The sequence below is a fragment of the Enterocloster clostridioformis genome, from assembly GCF_020297485.1.
Classification (GTDB): Bacteria; Bacillota; Clostridia; order Lachnospirales; family Lachnospiraceae; genus Enterocloster; species Enterocloster clostridioformis.
In genome coordinates this window covers 3,040,951-3,063,326 of record NZ_JAIWZC010000001.1, presented here as the reverse complement: position 1 = coordinate 3,063,326, position 22,376 = coordinate 3,040,951, and the positions used below count along the sequence as shown (strand labels likewise).

The window sequence follows — 22,376 nt, the reverse complement described above, 5'->3', positions numbered from 1 at the left end:
CAGGATAATAATGTAAACTTATTAAAATAGAGTCATACTAGCTTTTTACTATTACAGATAACTATTATTTCTCTGTGTAAACTGCCATAATAAGACCATTACTATCAACAGAATAGTAGTAATCATTTCCGTCCTTATTCTTTGATTTGCTCTTTATAACTTTACCAGCAGTATTAACGAGAGAATACGTGTTTTTCGTAGCTTTGCCATCTTTATCAGTAGCAGGAATCACATATAACTCATCAATATCATCCGCCTTTTTACTGATTCCAAGGCTAGATAAAGAGGATACAGAGTGTGGATCAACAGTGTTCAGACCCTCGCTGCCATCAGCATTCTTAAAGTATTTCACGAATTCCTTAAACATCCTCAAGTTTTTTATAACCCTCAAGGCTTTTTCCATCATCATTGGTATCTTTGTCTTTGTCAAGAGCCTTTACTACCTGATATTTCTCGTCTTTACCCGCTCTAAGAAGCATACCGGACTGATACAGTTTCTTATCATCCTCACCAGTCTTACCAGCGCCCTTCTTGCTACCAGATTTTTCGAATAAGAAGTTAAAGTTATCGCCATCAATGGTAATAGTAGTCTTATTAGTTCTCATAGCGCCATCATCGCCATCGCCGAAGTAATAGCACTTATAGCCCTTAGCTTCCCAATATGGAGCATTATCATTGAATCCATCTTCTGTATCAAATGGATAGTCATCATCATCTGCGATTACAGATAGACCAGATCCGTTATCAGCGATAAACTTAAGTCCATTAATCATTCGTCCATCATTCCTAAATGCATATTTCTTGCCTTTGATGGTCTTGAACTCACCAGCATAAATATCGCCGTTGCCTTCTGCATAGTACCAAGCATCATCCTCATCATTATATTTTTTCGTCATTCAGATACTCAGCAGATACAACCTTGAATCAACCCTTGCTTACCTTAGCGCCATTTTCTACATCATTAAAATATCTCCACTGCTGAGCGTACTTAGCAGAAACAGACTTCTTATTTGCAGAATCACTCTTGCTGGCTACAATATCAACATGGTTATCAGAAGCTCTCTTAACATCAGCAGACCATTCAGCTACCATTGCGCCATACTGGTCATAGCCGTACTTCTTACCATTGATAGTCTTTTCCTTAAGCTCTTCAGCACCATCAGATTTTACTTTTTTACCATTAGATTTGAAGTAGAACCAATGGGTCTGATCTTCGTCATCTGTAAATACAGGTGCAATAGCATTATATGGAAAATTGTTACAAGTTAAAACTTAAGGACAATAAAAGAGAACAAAAAGTATTAAAACAAACATTAATAAAAGATTAAACAATTTCCAGCTTTTTTATAAGTACGTAAGTTGCTAAAATATAAAGGGAATGATATAATGTATTGAGGATTTAGGAGAAGAAAATAGTTAAAAACCGGCGTATGAATGAAGAAGGATGGATTTAGAAGGTGTTTATCCGATGAAGAATTTTGAGCAGTATAAACGTATTGTGCGTTTTACTTCTATAATTACACTTGTAGTATGTGAGATGGCAATATATTGGACAGTATGGCTAAGGCATTATAATATTGAAATGGAGATTCCATATAATAGAACTGGAAATTGGATGATTGTAGCTGTCTATTGTTTGATTCTCCTTATTTTCAGTAAAATGTATGGTGGACTTAAGATAGGTTATTTAAAGACTTTTAATATTATTTATTCTCAATTTTTGACAACAATATCTGCCAATGCATTGATTTATCTTCAGATTACTTTATTGATAAAGCACTTCACATCGATTGTTCCCTTGGTATATATGACGGTATTACAATTGCTGGTAATTGTACCTTGGGGGATTATATTTACACGGTTGTATAGATTTCTATACCCTGCAAGAAAAGCGCTTTTAGTATATGGGGAACGGACTGTTGATGGGTTTGTGGGTAAGGCGAATACAAGGAATGATCGTTTTATTATTACTAAAAAGATAGATTATAGAGAGGGGGTCGATGTGGTTGTAAATTGCGCCAAGCAATCGGAAGCAGTTATTTTGTGTGACCTCCCATCAGAAATACGAAATACAATACTGAAATTTTGTTATTCTCAATCAATACGTGTTTATGTTACTCCTAAATTGTCGGATATTATTATCAGAAGTGCAGAGGATTCCCATCTTATTGACAGTCCTTTATTATTATCTCGTAATAATGGGTTCACCTTTGAACAACGATTCTTTAAACGGGCTGTAGACATTGTACTTACATTAGCGTTGCTTTTTGTGTTTTCTCCTATTATGATTGTAACGGCTTTAGCTATAAAACTTTATGACAGAGGACCGGTACTCTTTTTGCAGGAGCGATATACTAAAGGCGAACAGAAGTTTATGATTTACAAATTTCGCAGTATGAAGATTAATTCGGATTCTATTAAGTATGTTCCAACTATGGAGGATGACCCGAGGGTCACCCCGGTGGGGAAGGTCATACGTCAGTTGCGGATTGATGAAATGCCCCAGTTTTTTAATATCTTAAAAGGAGAAATGAGTCTGATAGGTCCAAGAGCGGAAAGTGTCAAACTCACAGATGCTTATGTTCGGGATATACCAGAGTTTAAATATCGTTTGAAGGTGAAAAGCGGGCTGACCGGATATGCTCAGGTACATGGTAAATATAACACGACTCCATATGATAAGCTGAAGCTTGATTTGATGTATATTCAGAATTATTCATGGCTGATGGACATGGAGATAATATTTCTTACAGTCAAGATCCTCTTTATGAAGGACAGTACAGAAGGCTTTACAGAGGAGCAGTGTGCAACACTGGATATAGAGGAAGCAAAGAATGGTACGAAAAAATAAGGCGGTTATAATTACGAGTTCGTCCACTTATGAAAGCAGGGTAAATGCTATCGAGGAGTTTCTTTCTTCAAAAGGGTATAATATCCTGGTATTTGAACCGGAATTTGATCATCATTTGAAGCAAAAAAGATATTACAAAAAGAAGAATCACAGATATATTCCTATGCTGGCATATCAAAAGAATCTTTCTTTAAAACGAGTGTATTCTTTGTACGATTATGCAAAACGAGTATCTCAAATAGCCATCGACGAAGAGCCAGAGGTGCTTTATGTGTTGCTCCCAGCCAATTCTTTAGCGAAGTTTACCTCTGAAGTCAAAAAAAAGTGTGAAGGAATTCTGATTTATGATATTTTAGATATGTGGCCGGAGTCTCTGCCTTTCCGATTGGGAAAGGCATTCTGGCCTTTTTCTGTTTGGAGAAAAATGAGAGACAATAATTTAAAAAAGGCAGATTTGGTAGTAACAGAATGTGGTGTGTTTTCTGAAATGCTTAAGAAAAACTTAGGATATACTCCTCAAACTGTATATTGGCCTAAGGATATAAAAAAGCCAAAGTGGATGAAAGTACCAGATTTAGACCTTATTCATATCTGTTATTTGGGTACAGTTAATCATATTATCGATATAGAAACAATTGTAAGTATTATGGAGCGCTTAAATAGGAAAAAGAAGGTAATATGCCATATAATTGGAAAAGGTGAAAATAAAACGCAATTTATTAGAGCACTGGAGAAAGCGGGAATTGAGGTAATTGATGAGGGAGTAATTTACGATGGGGATGTTAAGGGTAGTATTATTCAACAATGTCATTATGGATTGAATATTATGAAACCTGAGGTGTGTGTGGGATTGACTATGAAGTCAGTTGAATACTTTGCATATGGGCTACCAATTCTTAATAACATATTAGGCGATACCTGGCGCTTAGTGGAAGAGGAGAAAGTCGGATTCAACTGCTATCCATCAATGAATGACGAGCAGATAAATAATATGATTCACTTGGCTGAAGATACTGTCAAGATGCGTGCTCATATAAGACATGTATACGAAGAAAAATTTTCCGTGCCTGCTTTTTATATTCAAATGGAAAAAGCCTGGAGTCAACTGGAAATACAGAGAGGAATTGAAAAATGAATATACTGCATATATCGCCATATCTTCCTTCTCTAGAAACGAATCACGCAGGTGGTGTCTGCATGGGACGTCAAATAGAAACGCTAAGAACATGGAATGAGGTGTATGTCTTAACATTTATTGCGTCGGACTTTGATCAGGTACTTGCCAACAAATTAAAAAAAGATGCAAGATATCATTTTGTGAAATTGTATAAATGGAGCAAAGCATTACATGTTTTATTTGAACCATGGTTTCCAGCATATTTTGCAGCAAGATCTTCATTTCGATTTTCAGCACTGCTTGTTTGGTGTGTGTGGCGTTATCGTATAGATGCTATTCATGGTGAATATGCATCAATGGCACAATATCAGTGGATATGTCGATTATTTCCAAGATTACGTTATTATATGACAGAACATGATGTGACAACGCAATCTTATGAGCGTAGGGCAAAGCAAGAGCAGGGATTGAAAAAAAGATATCTTTCTTATCAGATACGCAGACTATATCATTATGAGAAGATTTATTGTCGCCGTGCTGATGCAGTTATGACATTTAGTCACAAAGATAAAGTGCTTTTGGAAAAACAGTATGGATTATCTGGGATTTATGTGCTCAACCCATATTTTGGAATTGAAGATGGTATGATGGAAGAACCGAAATACCAGGAAAAAGAACGAAACACGCTATGCTTTTTGGGACAGATGGGAAGAGAGGAAAATGCTGCAGCGGCAATGAGCTTGATTCGTTTAGGAGAACAGCTAAAAAATGCAGGTTATCTGGTGAATATTTATATTGTTGGAAATAATCCTCCACCTGAGTTAAGACGGTTAGAAAGTGACACGGTTTATATTACTGGATTTGTTGAAGATGTGGACGAGTATGTATTGATGTCTGGTATTGCTGTATTTCCATTAACATTAGGTGCAGGAATTAAGCTGAAAGTTTTGCGAAGCCTAGCTCTTGGAACACCGGTTGTGACAACGAATATAGGAGCAGAAGGAATTGATGAGGAAGGCAATATTCTTTTGCTGGCAAAAACAGAATTAGAGTTTGTACAGACAATAATAGATATTATAAACATGGGAGAGAAGGAATACTGTGAATTATGTAGGAATGGGCAAGAATATGCTAAAACACATTTTGGATGGGAAAGAAGTGAACGGGTTTTAATGCGACTGTATGAAAGTGAGAAGATAGGCGTATGATGGTTTATGTATTTGTTTTTCTTTTTCTGCTAGTATTGTCTGGATGGGAAGTATTTGGAAAGCCCAGCAGAAAAATGCAGAGAAATTTCCTTATTAGCATTGTGCTTCTAATTACCTGCATATCAGCCATACGTTGGGGAGGCCCGGGAGATTTCTTCAATTATAAAAGAATGTATGATAATATGCAGTGGGGGATGGTGCTCCATGGTGGATTTGAAAAGTTTGATACGGAGCCATTGTTTAACATTCTTTTGATTCTGATAAATCGTGTGAGTGGAGGAAACTTCACTGTTTTACTTTTTGTTCAGGGGCTTCTGGTAAATGGATTATTTGCGTTGTTTATCTGGAAGATGGAAAGTGATAAAGAACAAAGGTATATTTTATTGTTTATGTTTGGAACATGGGCTATGGGGCTGTGGGGAGTATTTGTAGTGCGTCAGACCATAGCTTCAGTAATCTGTCTCTTCAGTATTATATATATAAGAAAGAAAAACGGGGCAGGTTTTTTAGTTTGTCTTTTGGCTGCTATAATGTTCCACAAAGCAGCGCTGGCGTGGATATTGGCCTATCCTATTTATCATATTTCGTTAAGCAGAAGATGGATTCTGGTGATGCTTGTAACATTTACGGTATTTGCAGCATTTATGATTAAGCCATTGTTTTTAATGATAAGCCAGATGGTGGGAGGAGAATTGGGGTACCGTATTTGGGAATATCTTAATGAAGGAAATAGTGCATATGGAGCAAATTATAGCATATTGTTTATGATACTAAAAAGGATGGCAAATTCGGTTCTTATTGTGGGGGTTATGTTTATCCTCTATAATAGATATCGAGGGGATGAGGATTTTCTGGGATGTCTTAATCTGTATTCATTTGGATTTGCAATTACAATAGGAGCTTTATTTACCAGTAATGTCTATGCAAGATTTGCAACTCCGTACTGTATGGTGAGTCTGTACCAATTTGAATATCTGTTTAGAGAAAATAGTGGTAATTGGAAATCTAAGATTATATTTGGAGTATATGGAATCTATGCTTTGTCCAGGTTGATGGTTTATGTGGGCAGTTATGATGCGTATGTGCCATTTTCTACAATATTTGGAATGATAGGATAAAAAGTACAGTTTTTCATAGTATTACGCATAGCTGCTTGGTTGCAAAAGACATGGTAAGATGTTATACTGATTTAGATTTAATTGGCTGGAGGAAAAAGAATGGGTAAGATGATGGCTCGTCTTAACGGTTTTTATTGTTACAGACATTTGTTAAAGCAGTTGGTCCAAAAAGATATAAAGCTGAAGTACAGGAGAAGTTTTTTGGGATATCTGTGGAGTATTTTAAATCCACTTTTGACCATGGCTATTATGGTTGCCGTTTTTTCGAATATATTTAGAGGCGATATTCAGAATTTTCCTGTATATTTAATTGTGGGACAGACCTTATTTAATTTCATGATAGAGGCTACAAATATGGCCCTGGGTTCGATTACTGAGAATGCAGCATTACTAAAGAAGACATACGTTCCAAAATATATATTTACCATGGCTCGTGTTACGAGTTCACTGGTAAATATGATATTTTCATTGGGAGCCATGCTTGTTGTATTTATTGTCTGCGGAGTAAACTGGAATATTTTTATGCTGTTTATACCAGTGATTATACTTCAGGTATACCTGTTTAGCTTGGGGTTGGGGCTTTTTTTAGCGCAGAGCACTGTTTTTTTCCGAGATATCCGACATCTTTATAGTGCCTTTACCATGGCGTGGATGTATCTTACTCCTATTTTCTATCCTGTAACTATGCTTCCGGATTGGCTGCGAACATCTGTAGTTATGTTTAATCCAATGTATGGATATATTCAACAATTTCGTATGATTGTATTGGATGGGCAAATGCCAGGAGGGAGAATGATTTTAATAGGTTTTGCAGTGGGGCTATTTTGGATGCTGTTGGGCACTTGGTCATTCTTAAAAACACAGAACAAATTTATATTGTATATATAATTGGAGATATAACATGGAAAATAATGAGTATATAATAGAAGTTACGGATGCAACTGTTAGATTTAACATGTCAACGGAGCGATTGGATAATTTAAAGGAATACTTTATCAAGCTTATGAATGGACAGCTTATGTTCCAGGAGTTTTTGGCTTTAAAACAGGTTGATTTAAAGGTGAAAAGGGGAGAGGCGTGGGGTATTATCGGGACAAATGGCTCTGGGAAGTCAACACTCCTAAAGCTTATATGCGGAATACTTAAACCCTATAAAGGATATGTGGCAATCAGGGGCACCATTGCACCTTTGATTGAGTTGGGCGCAGGATTTGACAGTGAACTCACAGCCCGGGAAAATATATTTCTGAATGGGGCCGTATTGGGACATAGCGAACGGTTCATGAAAGAGAAATTTGATGAAATTGTAGATTTTGCAGAGCTGAGAGATTTTTTGGATATGCCTATTAAGAATTATTCATCGGGGATGGCGGCTAGATTAGGATTTTCTATTGCGACAGTAGTACAACCGGATATATTAATTGTGGATGAAGTTTTGGCTGTAGGGGACTATGCTTTCCAGCAGAAATGTGAGACACGTATGCAAAGTATGCTTAATCAGGGAACGACATTACTATATGTTTCTCATTCAATTGAGTCTGTTAGAAATTTATGCACGAAAGCACTGTGGATAGATAAGGGGAATGTAAAAATGAGTGGCGATGTGATGGAAGTAAGTCAAAGGTATATGGAGAGCTTTTGACATTAAAGGAGTGTGTATGCTTAACCTATTAAAAAAAACAATAGTAGTTATAATACGCAATTTATATATTTCATTAATTAGAGTTCCTATATCAATTTTTTATATCATATATAATTTTAGAAATAAGTATACACATTATGTGGTTGTATGTAATCATATTGGTGATACATTATTATCTTTAGGGTATCTTAAGGCGTACAAAGAAAAAAATAACATTAAACATATGACATTCGTTACAACTAAGGGAATGGAGCCTCTTACAGAATGCTATAAACAAACTTTGGATTATGTAATGATTATACGTGGAAAGGGATTAAGACTGATTTTGGATTCAGGAAAAACTAATTTTGGCATCCATGTATTAAAAAAAATTAAAAATATTACTATTATTAATCCGGAAAATGCATTTGTTGATGAGTTCTTTTTGTATCCAGCGCGTTTCCCTATGCTGTCATTGAAAGATTGCATTAGGTATGGTGAATTGGGATTGAAAGAAAATGTGGCATTTGATGTTCCGACTTATAAAGTTGCTGATATTTCGGAAGTTTTAGGAAACATGAAGGTAAAGAAAGGATGCACCATCATTTTAGCGCCGTACGCATCGGTAACAAATCAAATTTCATTTTCTTTTTTTGATAGACTTGCCCAACTTTTTTTGAATAAAGGGTTTCAGGTCATGACAAATATTACAGATATTAATCAACCAATAGCAGAAGGAAGTCTGCCCTTACTCTGCAATATAGGTGATGTAGCTATGGTAGCAGAATATTGTGGTTATGTAATAGGACTGAGGAGCGGTTTGCTGGATTTGCTGTGTTATGCAGAGTGTAAGCTTATTGCATTGTATCCATCCGACAATCTTTATACGAACTTTTTTAGATTGGCAGCATTAGAGGATGTAAGTGCGGATGTCATAGAGTATCGGCTAAAAAATGAAAATGATGATTTAACATATATAGTAAATTACGTGGAGCAAGGGAGAGGAATATAATGATAGAATATGTAATAATTCAGGCAGGCGGTAAAGGAACACGATTAAAAAGATTAACGCAGAATAAGCCAAAGGGCATTGTGCCAGTTAATAATCTGCCAATAATATTTCATTTGTTTAATAAATACCCACAGAAAAAATTCATTATTATAGGCGATTATAAGCATGAAGTTCTGGAGGAATACCTGGAGTCCTTTTGCAAAGTAAAGTATGTGACAGTAAAGGCAAAAGGGACAGGGACATGCGCCGGAATTGGCGACGCACTGAAATATATTCCGGATGGTTTTCCGTTTATGCTGATATGGTCGGATTTGATTCTGGGGGCTGATACGGATATTAACGGATTGGGCGAAGAGAATTACATAGGAATATCAAAGGACTTTGAGTGCAGATGGTCGTATAAAGAAGATAAGTTTGTAGAGCAGCCTTCTTATGAATATGGTGTGGCTGGCATGTTTGTGTTCAAAGATAAAGAACAATTGGTAGGTATCCCTCAAGAAGGTGAACTCGTTCGATGGATGGGGGAAAACGCAAGGACATTTAAAGAAATTGGACTTTATGGTACCAGGGAAGTAGGGACCATGATAGCTCTTCAGGAAACAGAAAACGATGAGTATCGCTGCCGTCCATTCAATAGCATGGAAATTAAGGGTAATATAATTGTAAAAAGACCAATTGATGAGCAAGGGCGGAAGTTGGCAGTACGTGAAGTGAACTGGTATCGTGAAGTGCAAAAGTATAAATTTGAGCAAATTCCCAAGCTCTATGAGTTTGAACCGTTGACAATGGAAAAGATAGATGGAAAAAATATTTTTAAAACAGATTTGACACTGGAGCAGAAGCAGGTTGTTATTGATAATCTGGTATCTTCCCTTGAAAGACTGCATGATTTAAAGCGGACGTCGGCAGATTTATTCAGTATAATGGAGGCATATTATCATAAAACAATCAAGCGATTGGAAAGTGTGCGTGATCTTATTCCGTTTGCAAACCAACGATATATCCGTATTAACGGCAGGAACTGCAGAAACCCGTATTTTTACAAAGAGAATTTCAGAAAGAAAGTGAAAGAACTACTATGCGATACAAATGAATTCGCATTGATTCATGGGGACTGCACATTCTCTAATACTATGGTAGATTCAGATTTAAACATTATATTTTTGGACCCCAGAGGATACTTTGGTTTTCAGGAATTATACGGCGATGAATATTATGACTGGGCCAAGGTGTACTATTCTATCAATGGGGATTATGATCAATTTAATAATAAGCATTTTGAACTTCTGATAAAAGAAAACGAAATAATTTTAGATATTGGCACCAATGGCTGGAAAGATTTAGGGGATTATTTTTTGAGTAGAATTAAAGATTGCAATCCGATGAAAATTAAATTTTTACACGCAATTATCTGGTTGTCCTTAACTACATATGCTTGGGAGGACTATGATTCCATTTGTGGAGCGTTCTATAATGGGACGTATTTACTTGAAGAAGTATTGTGAATCTATTAAAGGAGAAAATGGAAAAATGATTAATTATTTTAATGAAATTATGGCAACAGTTAAAGAATCACTAAATTCTTTGGATGAAAATCAATTTAGACGTTTAGTAGACCATTGCAGTGAGTGCATTAATAATGGTGGCAAGATTGTGGCGAGCGGATTGGGAAAAAATGTGCCTATATGCGAGAAATTTGTTGGAACTATGAACTCGCTGGGGATGGATGCCAGATTCTTGCATACGAATACAGCGGTGCATGGAGATTTAGGAATGGTGGAAAAAGATGATATTGTCTTGCTGCTTTCTAAAAGTGGAAATACAGAAGAGTCGATAATGCTTGCCCATTATCTTCAGGAACGAGGAACGGAAACGTGGCTGTTAAGTTTTAATAAGGAGTCTAAATTAATATCAATTCTGAAAGAACACATTATATTGGAGCTTAAAAATGAGGGTGATGAATGGGATATTGTCCCCAATAATTCAACCACAGTGTACCTGATACTATTGCAGGGATTAGCAATGCAGATATGTAAAAATAGAGGGGTTACATTAGATGACTTCAAAGTAAATCATCCAGGTGGTGGGATTGGCGCTAAGTTGAGAGGGGAAATGTTATGAACCTGACTTTATCTTCATTGCCGCATACATGGATTTTAGATTTGGATGGGACTCTTGTGGAGCATAATGGTTATAAGATTTATGGAAAAGATAGATTGCTGCCTGGGGTTAGAGATTTTTTTGCGCAGATTCCAGATGAGGATTATGTTCTTATTTTAACAGCAAGGAAAGAAGATTATAAATTGCTGACAGAGAAATTCCTTGACGAAAATGGCTTGAGGTATGATTTAATACTTTATAATATGCCGGTTGGTGAGCGGATTTTAATTAATGACAATAAACCATCAGGATTGAAAATGGGGATGTCTGTAAATAAAGCAAGGGATGAAGCTGTGGGTATCAGAATAGATATCTTGAATGCTTTATAGATATAAGGAATTGTACCAATCCGCGGATGGGTCAGCCGGTCAGTGTATGGGGAAAGTATCTTTTCATTCTGGCGAAAATGCTGAAGTTCTGAAAGATATTTTTGATATTAAGTGGCGGTCTTCGTGCAGATTTACGAAAGCGGCTGATAAAAGGGCATGCGAAACAGACCTTCTCGCGGAGGCCTTTAAAAAATGTATTCAGTGAGAAGGAGCTTTTGTCAGGAAGTCCCATGCAACCTTCCAAGACTCTGCATCCGGCAGCATCCGCATTCCGGGCAGACACGGATATCGAACTTCCATACCTCCTTGACAAGCTCAGCCATGGAAAGATTGCTGTACCTTGCCCGGAAACGCTGGTGCCCCTGGAGGGTGAAGATCAGCTTCAGGTTTTTGCTTTTGCCCCGGTTATTCAGGAACCCGTAATACCGGATCTTCTGGAACCCGGATGGGAGCACATGCATCAGGTAGCGGCGTATAAATTCCGTGTTTTCCAGAGTAATTGTCCTGCGCGGCCCGCCAGGCTTCTTCCCCCTGGCAGAGAAGGAGACCTGCTTTTCATCAACGGACAAGATACGGCTGTAGGAAATGGCAATCTTATGAGTATACCTGCCAAGGTATTCAATGGCATTGCCGAACCCGTTGAAGGTTTCTTTTATGTATGGACACCAGTCCTTCTCATAAAGGGCATCGCGGAACGCAGACCATTCATAAGAATTGCGGAGTTTTTCACAGGAAGAGGAAACGTTCAGTCTGCCGTTTTTATAAAGCGAATCCAGGCAGGCAAGATATTTCCCTTTGAACTTGTCACGGAGTACCTTTACCGGTATGAAAAAACGGTCTTTTGCCTTCCGTATCTTATGGTCAGGGGTAAGGCCGCCGCCGGAGACAATACAGTGCATATAATGTAAAGCTTTACATTACATCCATAATGACAAGTAAGTAATTATTCGCTGTTCTCTGTTGCAATATTTCCATGATAGCTATGACATACTGGTATTGTTTCTGACTATTTTAGTTGCAAAGTGACACAAATTTATTCAAAACAAGTGCTAAGATGAAACGAAAAGGGATCTCACGAACTGGTTAAACTCTTTGAAACATTAAATTATGTAAAGGAAAGCAACTGAAAAAGTCCCTGTTTATCAGGAAAATACTACTTTCCTTGTCATAATATTCCGCTTGTCATTATGCATATGCACATGGTAACCGATCTCCTGGTTCCAGGTATGAAGGATCTGGATGATCCCGGGTGTTGCGCCAAGGTACTTTTTATCAGCGGACAATTCCAAGAGCGTCTGCGCACAGCATTTGTGGAGGAGCCCATAAAGGCGCTCCTGGTTGCAGTAAATGAGGGGATTGAGTTCATGCGGCAGTGTGAATACCACATGGAAGTAGGGAGCATCGATCACCTCGGCCCGGCGTTTGTCCACCCAGAGCTCTTTTTGCACAGCCTGGCAGTTGGGGCAGTTACGGTTGCGGCAGGAACAGTTGTGGAACTCCATATGCCCGCAGTCAGGGCAGATGGAGACATTGACGCCGAGCCTTCCGGATTTGCAGTTCAGGATGGCAAGGGAAGCCTTGCGCTGGACATCCGACTGGGGCTGTCCGGAATCACAGTAACTGCCATATGAAAACTGCCAGATTTTCTGGACATTGAGATCACCCAAGGGTGCCACCTCCCATCCGGTCAAGGGGGCTGACGGCATGAACTGTGCCGTTAGAGGCGAGGTGCACATAAATCGTGGTGGAATTCAGGGACCTGTGTCCAAGGAGGGCTTTTATGGTCAGAAGATCCGTGCCGTTCTCGTAAAGGTGGGTGCCAAAAGCGTGTCGGAAGGAATGGCAGGTGAGGCGCTCCTCCCATCCAAGCCTGCGCTCGTGCTCATGGATATGCCAGGAGAGATAAAAAGTGTCGATTGGCTTATCTGCGCCACGCTGTTTTGGAAAAAGCCAGCCCATCGGCTTCCCATAAGCAAACCAGTACTGTGTGAGCAGATCCAGCGCAACTTTGGAAAGGATCGCGAAACGGTCCTGACGGGCTTTGGAATGGCAGATATGGATGCGCATATTTTTCCGGTCGATATCCTCATAACGGAGATGGCAGACTTCCCCGATACGCAGGCCGGAGGAATACATGACGGCAGTCATAGTCTTCTGTTTCAGGTCGGGCATGGTAGATATAAATTTCCAGACATCCTCCTGCGAAGGGACAAATGGGAGATACGTATCAAACCTGCGCGATGGGAGCTGTCCCAGGGCTTATGTAATACGTAAATGGTAAAGAAACGGAGCTGGGAGATGGCAGCGTTTATCGTTCGGTCAGAAAGATTTTTCTCTTTCTGGAGCCAGCGGATAAAATCGCGTAGCTCCACCCAGGAAACATCTTCCGGCAGTTTGTGGAGAATGTTAGCAAGATAGTCCAGATAGACACGGATGTAGGTAGAATAAGACATAACCGTGTGGTCGGTAAGACCGCGGAGGGAGATCATCTCCCTGAATTGCTTTAAATAATCGTCCATAATGTGGGACCTCCTTCGTAATAAATGATGGAAAGACATGAAAACAATCTTTTCTCAGGAGGCGGACGATAAAAATTTTTTGATATGTAGTTGTTGAGATTAAAAAACCATGGTAAACTAATCATAGCAGTTGGCGGTTGATTATTCTTGCGCGATGAAATCGCGCTTCCGGAAATCTGGAAATCAGATAACCGGAAGACGGAAATCATCTCTTGCGAGTTTACTCGCGTAGGTTCTTATCTAATCCATACACCTCACGCATTGATCTGTCTTTTTCAGGATCGATGCTGGTGATGTTGATAACATAGCTGTCGTGAGCAATACGGTCTATGATGGCATCGGCAAGAGGGCTTGCATCCCCACCAAGCTGGTCATACCACTCGGAACGCTCATACTGGGAGCAGAAGATGGTGGATGATTTCTTCCGCCTCCTGTGCAGGAGTTCGAAGATATCACGTTGTTCTGCCTCCGTCGGCTTCAGCAGGAGCCACTCATCAAGGATCAATACCAAGGGGGTGGCATATTTTGCCATTACCTTCTTATAAGTGCCGTCAGTCCGAGCCAGCTCCAAGTCGATGAGCAGATCGGGGAGGCGGACGTATCGGGTATTGAAGTACTGCTTACAGGCCTCCATGCCGAACGCACAAGCCATGTAGGTCTTGCCGCAGCCTGTTGCACCGGTGATGAACAGGTTCCGGTGTTCAGTGATATATTCGCAGGTGGCAAGACGGCGTATGAGCTCCTTGTTCAACTTGCGCCCGGATGTGTAATTGATATCCATGATACTTGCATCCGGCTGGTCGAATCCGGCATTTTTGATCAGCCTCTTTAAGCGGTTGTTCTTCCGGCTGCTGAATTCGATATCAACCAGCATGCCGAAACGATCCTCAAACGGTACTGTTTTTAGCTTGGGATCATCCTGTTGGCTGCGGAATGCATCTGCCATTGCGGTAAGGCGCATTTCCATTAATTTATCAATCGTACTCTGATTGGTCATATAGTTTTACCTCCTGTAGTAGTCGGCACCACGCGTAATGCCGTGTGCTTTTGGTTGAGTGGTTGTGGAATCCTCGCCGGATGAGCCGGTCTGGTCGGAACCTGTTACGAGAATGTTTTTGATGCTCTTGTAACTTGGGGATGCCGTATAGGATAGAGCCTTTTGGCAGGCCGCTTCCAGACGACGGGCTGAATATTTCTCAGCCAGTTTCAGAAGCCCCATACAGCCCCGGTAGGTCTGTTGTTCCACACTTTTGGAGGTAAGTATCGCATTTACCACAGTGTACGTGTTTATGCCAATCCGCTCAGCCCACTGACGGAAGCGGTCGCCGTTCCATTCCAGATATTTCTGGTGATCCTGCGGCATATGCTCCGTGATGGTGCTGTACTGCCCGGGACGCCCCGTAAGGCGGCGGTGGGAAGCAATGCGTTTATGGTTGTAGAAAATTTCAATCGTATGTTCCGTTACCCGTACATCAACCGTTTTTTTGATGTATTCATACGGCACAGAGTATAGCATTTTTTCTATACTTATGTGATAATTGAACTGGACGGTAGCCTGTTTCCAGTCTGCCAGTTCAAAGCGGGTAGCGGGCAATGGCGACAACAATGGTTTTTCTTCCTCAAGAAACAAGCTGAGCCGGCTGCCCTCTTTCTTTTGAAAGAGCTTCCGGTTAAACAGTGTAAGCTTATCACTGATAGCACGGTTCAATTCAGCGAGGGAGAAGAACTGTTCATCCCGAAGTGCTGCAGTGATCCATGTAGATATCATACCTACGGTTCCTTCCGCATTCGGCTTGTCCTTGGGAGCTCTGACACGTGCGGGAATAATCGCAATCCCATAATGCTCTGCCATTTCCTGATACGTTTCGTTGATCTGCTGGCCTTTCCAGCCGCCATTGTGGATAACGGCAGTCTTGCAGTTATCCGGCACTAAGATTTTGGCAACGCCGCCGAAGTATTCGTACATATGGACATGGGCATTGATCCATGATTTCTGCTTCATGTCAAGGAACGCTTCGACGTATGCATACTGGCTGTACGTCATGACTCCGACAAAGATATAGGCTTTCAGTATCTCGCCCGTATCCGGATCAATGACGGTGGCAGGATCTCCTGCCCATTTTATGAACAAAGTCGTGGTTTCACGTACTTAGGGCTAGCCGCCGCGCTAGCGGCTTGGTACAATTAATTTAGCCAGAAAAATCGGGATACTTTTAATAAGAAATATAATACAGATAAAGACATAATTTATCTATTATATGAATGGAAAAGAAAAATGGAAAAAATAAATTTATTAAAAGATTTCTGCCAATGTGTGGTAGGATGGAAATGTTGGAAAAATATTAAGAGGAAGGGTGTAATCACACCTCAAACAATGTTCGTTTTTTGCCCAGGGGACAATGGTAATTGTACAGCATATGCCCGAGATTATATTAAAGCTTTGTTAGATAGTCGGCACCAATCAAATGCTGTTTTTGTTGTCACGAAGAGTGAGTCTGTGAAAATAGAAAAAAATGAATATATCATTGATGTTATATATTGTCCAGATAAACAGATAGAGAATATTGTCAAATTATACTCATTGTTTCCGTTTTATTACAATATTGTTGTGGCTTCTATCTATCAACCTAGCGTAAGAGCTGGGGAAACTATGATAGGAAAAAATGGAACTACAGAAAAGGAACTCTTTTTAAGTGGAGTATATGGAATTGATGATTAGGAGTATGAGATGAACAATAATGTTTTATTTTCTATTATAGTACCTATATATAATGTCGAGAAAGATATTCCATTATGTTTGGATAGTATATTAGCTCAGACATATGATGATTTTGAAGTTATATGTATAAATGATGGTTCTAAAGACGATAGCTTAAACGTAGTGAAATCCTATGAAAAAAAGGATTCCAGAGTAAAATGCTATAGCCATGAGAACCATGGTGTGTCATATACTCGGAATAAGGGAATAGAATTGGCTAAGGGTGATTATATCTGGTTCATTGATTCAGACGATTGGATTGATAAAGATGCATGTAGCATACTTTCTGAGGAAATCAAAAAAAATGCAAGTGATATAATTGTTTTTGGCGGCAATGTTTTTATGAGTAAAGATTGGCATGAAGAAGATGAGTATCTGGATAATGCATTTATTTATTTTAAGCAAAATTTAAATACTAGAAAAGCCTTTTATGAAGGAAAAAGTATTAATGCTTTAATGTATGAGACGGGGAGTTATCCATTAATATGGAATAAAGTTTATAAGAAAGAACTTATTGTATCAAATGATATAAAATATGAGGAATCATTGGCATTAGGGGAAGATGAGGCCTTTTTGTTTTATATCTATCCCTTAGCACAGACAATCTCTTATATTCCAAATAAATTATATCATTATCAAAGGAATAGGCCGAGTAGTGCGACAGATAAAATTGTGAGGCAATATGTTAAACGAGCTAATCAAAATTTAAGAATGGCTCAGATAATTGAGGGATATTGGAGAAAGTTAGAATTATTTCCTGAATATACATATGAATATCTTAAGCGCTATTGTTCTTTATTATATGACAGTGCGATGACAATACGATATGATAGGAAGACTTATGAAGAGTATATCAAAAATGTTAATGATTTTTTAGGAGAGAATTTTATTGAATATTTAGAGTATTCATTGAGTTCTATTGACACAAGCCAAGTCTTTGAACATAAAGAATATAAAGTCGGAAGAAAAATATACTATATTCCAAACAGAATTCATTCCATAAAAGAATATTATGAGTGTTTTGGGTTAAGAAAAACAGTTAAACGGATAAATAGATGGCTTAAGAAGAGTATTTGCAGGATAATAAAATGGGAATACTGGAAAGAACATTCAACATTCTGTAGAATGATATATTTTTATTACAAATATATTTTTAAAGGGTATTCAGACTACAAAAAAATAAAAAAACAAGTTGGAGAAAAAACTGTTTTAGTATCATGCGCAGCATTGGGAACCGGTGATATATACCAAGTCTCACTTTTGCTCAAGGAATGGATTGAAAGGAATGAAGTTAAAGATTATTGTTTTTTAGTGGTAGGAAAAAATGAAAAAAAAGTCGCAGAATCTTTATTTCCACAAATATATGAAGGACATATTCTCCAGATTGATATGTCAACACACGAACGTTTGAGAAAACTTCGTACATTTGTAGGTAAAGAAAATATTGATTTCTATTATTTTTGCCATTTTGATAATATGTCAGATTATTTGCAGATTACCTGGGCTATTCAAGGACGGCACGGATGGAATATGATGGATTTTTATAGATTTAAGGGTATGAATCTTCCTGAAGATGCCAAATTGATTGGACCTTGTCTTGCGGATAAAGCAGATGAGGTAGAAATATTATTTAAAAAATATAATTTGAAATGTGGAAAAACTGTTCTTTTAGCACCGTATGCTACTTGCGTAGACAGTTTCCCGGCCAATTTTTGGGAGAACATAGTGGATAGGTTACAAAAGAAGGGATATACTATATGTACCAATTGTGGGAAAGATGAGATTCCGGTAGTTGGCACTCAAGGCATTTTTATTCCCTATTCCTCTATAATTCAATTTTTAGATAAAGCAGGAGCATACATAGGTATAAGAAGCGGTTTAAGCGATATTATTTCTTCATCAAAATGCAAGAAAGTAGTTTTTTATACAGAACATTCAATGTTTTGGCCGGATGGAGTTGCTATGGATTACCTTAGTTTAAATGATATGGGATTGACATCTGGGGCATTAGAATTTCTTATAACACAGGGAAATAGTGATGAGATAATAGATGAGATATGTGAAGCAATATAATATGTTATAGCCTAAACGGAGACATATTATATCCGTTTAACTTTCCATTGTTTTATTATGCATTGTGTATTTTTATTATAAGAGTTTTTGATGAGGATTGTTCAATGCTAGTATAACTCGATTTTAATAAGTTTACATTATTATCCTGAAAACCAAGGGAAACGTGCGCCCAAAGCACGAACACGTAAGCCAAGAAATCAGATTACTACCAACGCTTAAATTGTAAGCTTATTTAAATCGAGTTATACTAGTACCTTTTTTAAATTTTGGGCAATAAGTGAAAGTGATGGAAACAAATATGGAAAAAAAAAGTTATGAAGTAATTAATGGGGGAGATGGTCAATTATCTTTAGCTACAGAAGAACAAATGTGGTATAAACAAATTATTGCAATATTAGGGCTTATAGATAATAATAATAATAGATTAATTGTGGATTTCAGCATTAAGGACAGGCGGCTTAATCGCATCTTACCTAATGTAATTCATTACTATTCAATTGTCCATGGGAATACTGATATAATAGCTGATATGAATGAATATCAGTTTCCGGATTACGATGCGGAAATTGCTGTATGTACAGATGTTATGGAAAATTTGAATAATCCATTATGGTTTTTGGAGCAATTGTCAATACATTACAGAAAGATAATAATTTCCTATAAAGGTAAAGAAAAATTTAAACAATCGCGTTTCTATTCTGTTGATATAATAAATGAACTTGGTAAATTAGGATTTATAATGACCAAGAGAAGCAATGCATTTGCGGATAATTGGACCTTGATAGCATGCTTCGAAAAAGTAGAACCTTCTGTTTTGAAAGAAAATATTAATTGTACAGGATGTGGGGCATGTTATAATATTTGTCCATCTAATGCCATTAAAATGTGCTATGATTCAAACGGATTCTTGAAACCATTTGTAAATAGAGATACGTGTATTAAATGTAATAAGTGCGTTGGTGTATGCCCGGCAGTAACAGTAAAGAAAAATAATCATTTTACTAATCCGGAATGTTATGCAGTATGGGCGGATGAAAAAACAAGAATGATTTCTTCGTCAGGTGGCTTTTTTTCAATAATTGCTCAAGATATTATAGAAAAAGGTGGATGGGTATTTGGTGCGAAGTGGAGCGAGGATTTTTATTGTGAATATGTCGGCACTAACAATTTAAACGATATTGAAATATTGAGAAATTCTAAATACGTACAAAGTAATATAAAGAAGTCGTATAGCCAGGTTAAGGCATTATTAGAACAGAATATACAGGTGGCCTTTTTTGGCTTTCCATGCCAGGTTGCTGGACTGAAGTCGTATTTGGGCGAAAGTTATTTGAATGATAAGCTGTTAACCATTGATCTTCTCTGTTTTTATGCACCGTCAAATGTTTTATTTAGAAATTACTTAGATGAAAATTATGGAATTGATAATGTAAGTAATATTATATTTAGAGATAAAAAACAAGGATGGTCTTCCACTGGATATAGAGTAGAACTAAAATGTGGAGAGGTATTGTATCCGTCATATGAGAAAGATTGGTATCAACAAGCCTTCCAGAATATTCTGGGAAGAAATGATACATGCGAAAATTGTAGATATGCTGACTTCCCTAGGCAGGGGGATTTCACAATTGGTGATTTCTGGGGAATTGATATGCATGATTCTTCATGGAATGACAAAATGGGGACAAGTATTGTCTTGGTTAACAGTATTAAGGCACAAACATATTGGACGCAAGCATGCAGATTATTTGCAAGATATGAAAATGTTCCATTGGAATGGGCATTAAATAAAGGAAACAGATTTCATGGTGAAGGTAGAAATAGGAATAAAAATTATTCATATTTTCTTAGACTGTTGCAGAAGAAGACTTTTAACGAATCTGTTAAGTTAGCCTTATCTGGAGAGCACGATATTGGAATTGTATGTTTGTTCAATCACAATATTGGAAATAATTTAACTAATTATGCCTTGTATCAATATTTAACAGATAGAGGCTTTACGGTTTTAATGATTGATAAAGCTGGTGATTGTAATTTTTGTAAATATGATGATAGGCTAGAGCTCTTTTTGAAGAACCCATATCAAAGATGCGATATTGCTCCTGTGTATAAAGATAAATATGCAATGGTGGACCTGAATGATAAATGTGGATGTTTTGTATTGGCTTCGGATCAGTTAGTAAGAGCTCATTTTATAGAAAATATGAATTTTTATTCTTGTTTGGATTGGGTGAAATCCAATAAGTATAAAATCGCTTATGCTGCTTCCTTTGGAACAGAGCAGTTTGAGGGAAATAAAGAATTATGTGAGAAAGCAAAATTTTTTTTAAAACGATTTCAAAAATTTTCAGTGCGGGAAGAGTCGGGAGTTTCTTTAGCTAAAGATGTTTTTGATATCGACGCAAAATGGGTTTTAGATCCCGTTTTTCTTTGCGATAAAAGTCTCTACGAAAATATGGCGCGAATAGGGAAACTTCGTTTGCCAAATGAACACTATGTTGGTGCTTATATATTAGATCCAACTCAAGACAGAGCGGATTTAATTAAAGAATTGGCCGAAAAAAAGTGTTCCGGAAATGCATTGGCAGTAATAGATACAGATGGTTATCCTAATGGGGATTTTCAATGGTCAATAGAGACATTGAAAAATGTTAAAAATGAAGAATGGTTAGCAACAATAGCAAACTCTGATTTCTTTATTACAGATTCATTTCATGGGGTATGCTTTGCTTTAATATTCCAGAGACAATTCTGCGTTGTTTATAATAAGTGGCAATGGAGAGGTGCAACAAGAATACTTTCTATACTTAAATTGCTTGGACTAGAACATCGAATGATTGAAAATAAAAATGATTTATTATCCAACGAATTTTTTAAAGAACCTATTAATTATAATGAATTAAATTATATTTTAGCAGCAAAAAGGGAAGAAAGTATTCAGTGGTTAGAAAAATCATTGGCTGGTGTTAATGGTTTTAAAGAGGAGTATACGTTATATGACATTGTCTTGGAGCAAGAACGGCTTTTTCATGACAAATATGATAAAATAGAAGAAGAGATAAGACAAGTACAATCTGATATAAAAATATTATATGAATGGCAAACGGCACAAGATGAGCGTTTAAATCAAATGAGAGACGAATTTCCAATATTATTTGATTGGGAAAAGGCACAAGATGAACGTTTGAATCAAATGCAACATGAAATTGAATGTATGCAGAAAAGATATAATTTTCTGGCAACACAAACAGAGCAAATGTGTGATAACGACATAGAACAAATGAAAAAAGAAATAAACAAGTTGAAAGGTTCTTCATTTTTTAGGTTAGATTCTGGGTGCAAAAAAATTATTAATAAATTTTTAAACATCTTAAAATCCAAAAATAAAATAGTTTAAAATTTTAAAAACTTGTATATTTCGAGATTTATGGGCTTTTTTGCATGTTTTGAGTATACCTAGTATAACTCGATTTAAATAAGCTTACAATTTAAGCGTTGGTAGTAATCTGATTTCTTGGCTTACGTGTTCGTGCTTTGGGCGCACGTTTCCCTTGGTTTTCAGGATAATAATGTAAACTTATTAAAATCGAGTTATACTAGTATAGTTAAC

The 22,376-nt window shown here is 37.5% G+C and carries 16 protein-coding genes and 4 pseudogenes; 13 read left to right on the top strand and 7 right to left on the bottom strand.

What is annotated here, in order from left to right:
- Positions 1 to 64 precede the first annotated feature (64 nt).
- Positions 65 to 1,248 (bottom strand): annotated as a pseudogene (locus LA360_RS31940) (hypothetical protein); the annotation flags it as partial.
- Between the two features lie 196 nt (positions 1,249 to 1,444).
- On the opposite strand from LA360_RS31940, the gene LA360_RS15550 reads away from it, so the two are divergent.
- The 10 genes from LA360_RS15550 to LA360_RS15505 all read left to right on the top strand — a co-directional run bounded on the left by LA360_RS15550 (position 1,445) and on the right by LA360_RS15505 (position 11,416).
- A complete protein-coding gene (locus LA360_RS15550; protein WP_225537564.1) occupies positions 1,445 to 2,851 on the top strand; it encodes an exopolysaccharide biosynthesis polyprenyl glycosylphosphotransferase in 1,407 nt (468 codons plus the stop codon).
- Entirely contained in the window at positions 2,835 to 3,986 is a 1,152-nt protein-coding gene (locus LA360_RS15545) for a glycosyltransferase family protein (RefSeq protein WP_225537563.1), read from the top strand. The genes LA360_RS15550 and LA360_RS15545 overlap by 17 nt, the downstream gene beginning before the upstream one ends.
- 62 nt (positions 3,987 to 4,048) lie before the next feature.
- The gene (locus tag LA360_RS15540; protein ID WP_225537562.1) at positions 4,049 to 5,176 is read left to right on the top strand and encodes a glycosyltransferase family 4 protein; all 1,128 of its coding nucleotides are present in this window, start codon (positions 4,049 to 4,051) and stop codon (positions 5,174 to 5,176) included.
- Entirely contained in the window at positions 5,173 to 6,294 is a 1,122-nt protein-coding gene (locus LA360_RS15535) for an EpsG family protein (protein ID WP_112482320.1), read from the top strand. Before LA360_RS15540 ends, LA360_RS15535 begins: the two co-directional genes overlap by 4 nt.
- Before the next feature lie 99 nt (positions 6,295 to 6,393).
- A complete protein-coding gene (locus LA360_RS15530) occupies positions 6,394 to 7,182 on the top strand; it encodes an ABC transporter permease (RefSeq protein WP_225537561.1) in 789 nt (262 codons plus the stop codon).
- A gap of 13 nt (positions 7,183 to 7,195) precedes the next feature.
- Complete coding sequence (locus tag LA360_RS15525) at positions 7,196 to 7,936, top strand: ABC transporter ATP-binding protein (protein ID WP_112482324.1); 741 nt, start codon at positions 7,196 to 7,198, stop codon at positions 7,934 to 7,936.
- Between the two features lie 16 nt (positions 7,937 to 7,952).
- Positions 7,953 to 8,927 (top strand): hypothetical protein, encoded by a 975-nt coding sequence (locus tag LA360_RS15520; protein ID WP_112482326.1) that lies wholly within the window; start codon positions 7,953 to 7,955, stop codon positions 8,925 to 8,927.
- The gene (locus tag LA360_RS15515; RefSeq protein ID WP_225537560.1) at positions 8,927 to 10,432 is read left to right on the top strand and encodes a nucleotidyltransferase family protein; all 1,506 of its coding nucleotides are present in this window, start codon (positions 8,927 to 8,929) and stop codon (positions 10,430 to 10,432) included. The genes LA360_RS15520 and LA360_RS15515 overlap by 1 nt, the downstream gene beginning before the upstream one ends.
- Positions 10,401 to 11,048, top strand: coding sequence for an SIS domain-containing protein (locus LA360_RS15510; protein WP_225537559.1), 648 nt, complete (start codon positions 10,401 to 10,403; stop codon positions 11,046 to 11,048). The genes LA360_RS15515 and LA360_RS15510 overlap by 32 nt, the downstream gene beginning before the upstream one ends.
- On the top strand, positions 11,045 to 11,416 hold the full coding sequence (locus tag LA360_RS15505) for an HAD family hydrolase (RefSeq protein ID WP_112482221.1): 372 nt from the start codon (positions 11,045 to 11,047) through the stop codon (positions 11,414 to 11,416). The genes LA360_RS15510 and LA360_RS15505 overlap by 4 nt, the downstream gene beginning before the upstream one ends.
- A 218-nt stretch (positions 11,417 to 11,634) precedes the next feature.
- Here the strand turns inward: LA360_RS15505 and LA360_RS15500 are convergent.
- The 6 genes and pseudogenes from LA360_RS15500 to istA all read right to left on the bottom strand — a co-directional run.
- Positions 11,635 to 12,318 (bottom strand): annotated as a pseudogene (locus tag LA360_RS15500) (IS91 family transposase); the annotation flags it as partial.
- A 285-nt stretch (positions 12,319 to 12,603) separates the two neighbouring features.
- A pseudogene (locus LA360_RS15495) lies at positions 12,604 to 13,083 on the bottom strand (IS91 family transposase); the annotation flags it as partial.
- Positions 13,076 to 13,588: a tyrosine-type recombinase/integrase gene (locus LA360_RS15490; protein ID WP_242997689.1), complete on the bottom strand. Its 513-nt coding sequence runs from the start codon at positions 13,586 to 13,588 to the stop codon at positions 13,076 to 13,078. The gene LA360_RS15490 and the pseudogene LA360_RS15495, both read right to left, overlap by 8 nt.
- On the bottom strand, positions 13,576 to 13,935 hold the full coding sequence (locus LA360_RS15485; protein WP_225537556.1) for a phage integrase N-terminal SAM-like domain-containing protein: 360 nt from the start codon (positions 13,933 to 13,935) through the stop codon (positions 13,576 to 13,578). The genes LA360_RS15490 and LA360_RS15485 overlap by 13 nt, the downstream gene beginning before the upstream one ends.
- 220 nt (positions 13,936 to 14,155) lie before the next feature.
- The gene (istB, locus tag LA360_RS15480; RefSeq protein ID WP_027643473.1) at positions 14,156 to 14,932 is read right to left on the bottom strand and encodes an IS21-like element helper ATPase IstB; all 777 of its coding nucleotides are present in this window, start codon (positions 14,930 to 14,932) and stop codon (positions 14,156 to 14,158) included.
- Positions 14,933 to 14,938: 6 nt separating this feature from the next.
- A pseudogene (gene istA / locus LA360_RS15475) lies at positions 14,939 to 16,060 on the bottom strand (IS21 family transposase); the annotation flags it as partial.
- 150 nt (positions 16,061 to 16,210) lie between these two features.
- Between istA and LA360_RS15470 the strand changes: the two are divergent.
- From LA360_RS15470 to LA360_RS15460, 3 genes are all read left to right on the top strand, one after another.
- Complete coding sequence (locus LA360_RS15470) at positions 16,211 to 16,654, top strand: hypothetical protein (protein ID WP_112482218.1); 444 nt, start codon at positions 16,211 to 16,213, stop codon at positions 16,652 to 16,654.
- Between the two features lie 9 nt (positions 16,655 to 16,663).
- The gene (locus LA360_RS15465) at positions 16,664 to 18,766 is read left to right on the top strand and encodes a glycosyltransferase (RefSeq protein WP_112482216.1); all 2,103 of its coding nucleotides are present in this window, start codon (positions 16,664 to 16,666) and stop codon (positions 18,764 to 18,766) included.
- Positions 18,767 to 19,064: 298 nt separating this feature from the next.
- Positions 19,065 to 22,163 (top strand): polysaccharide pyruvyl transferase family protein, encoded by a 3,099-nt coding sequence (locus tag LA360_RS15460; RefSeq protein ID WP_160116343.1) that lies wholly within the window; start codon positions 19,065 to 19,067, stop codon positions 22,161 to 22,163.
- Positions 22,164 to 22,376 lie beyond the last annotated feature (213 nt).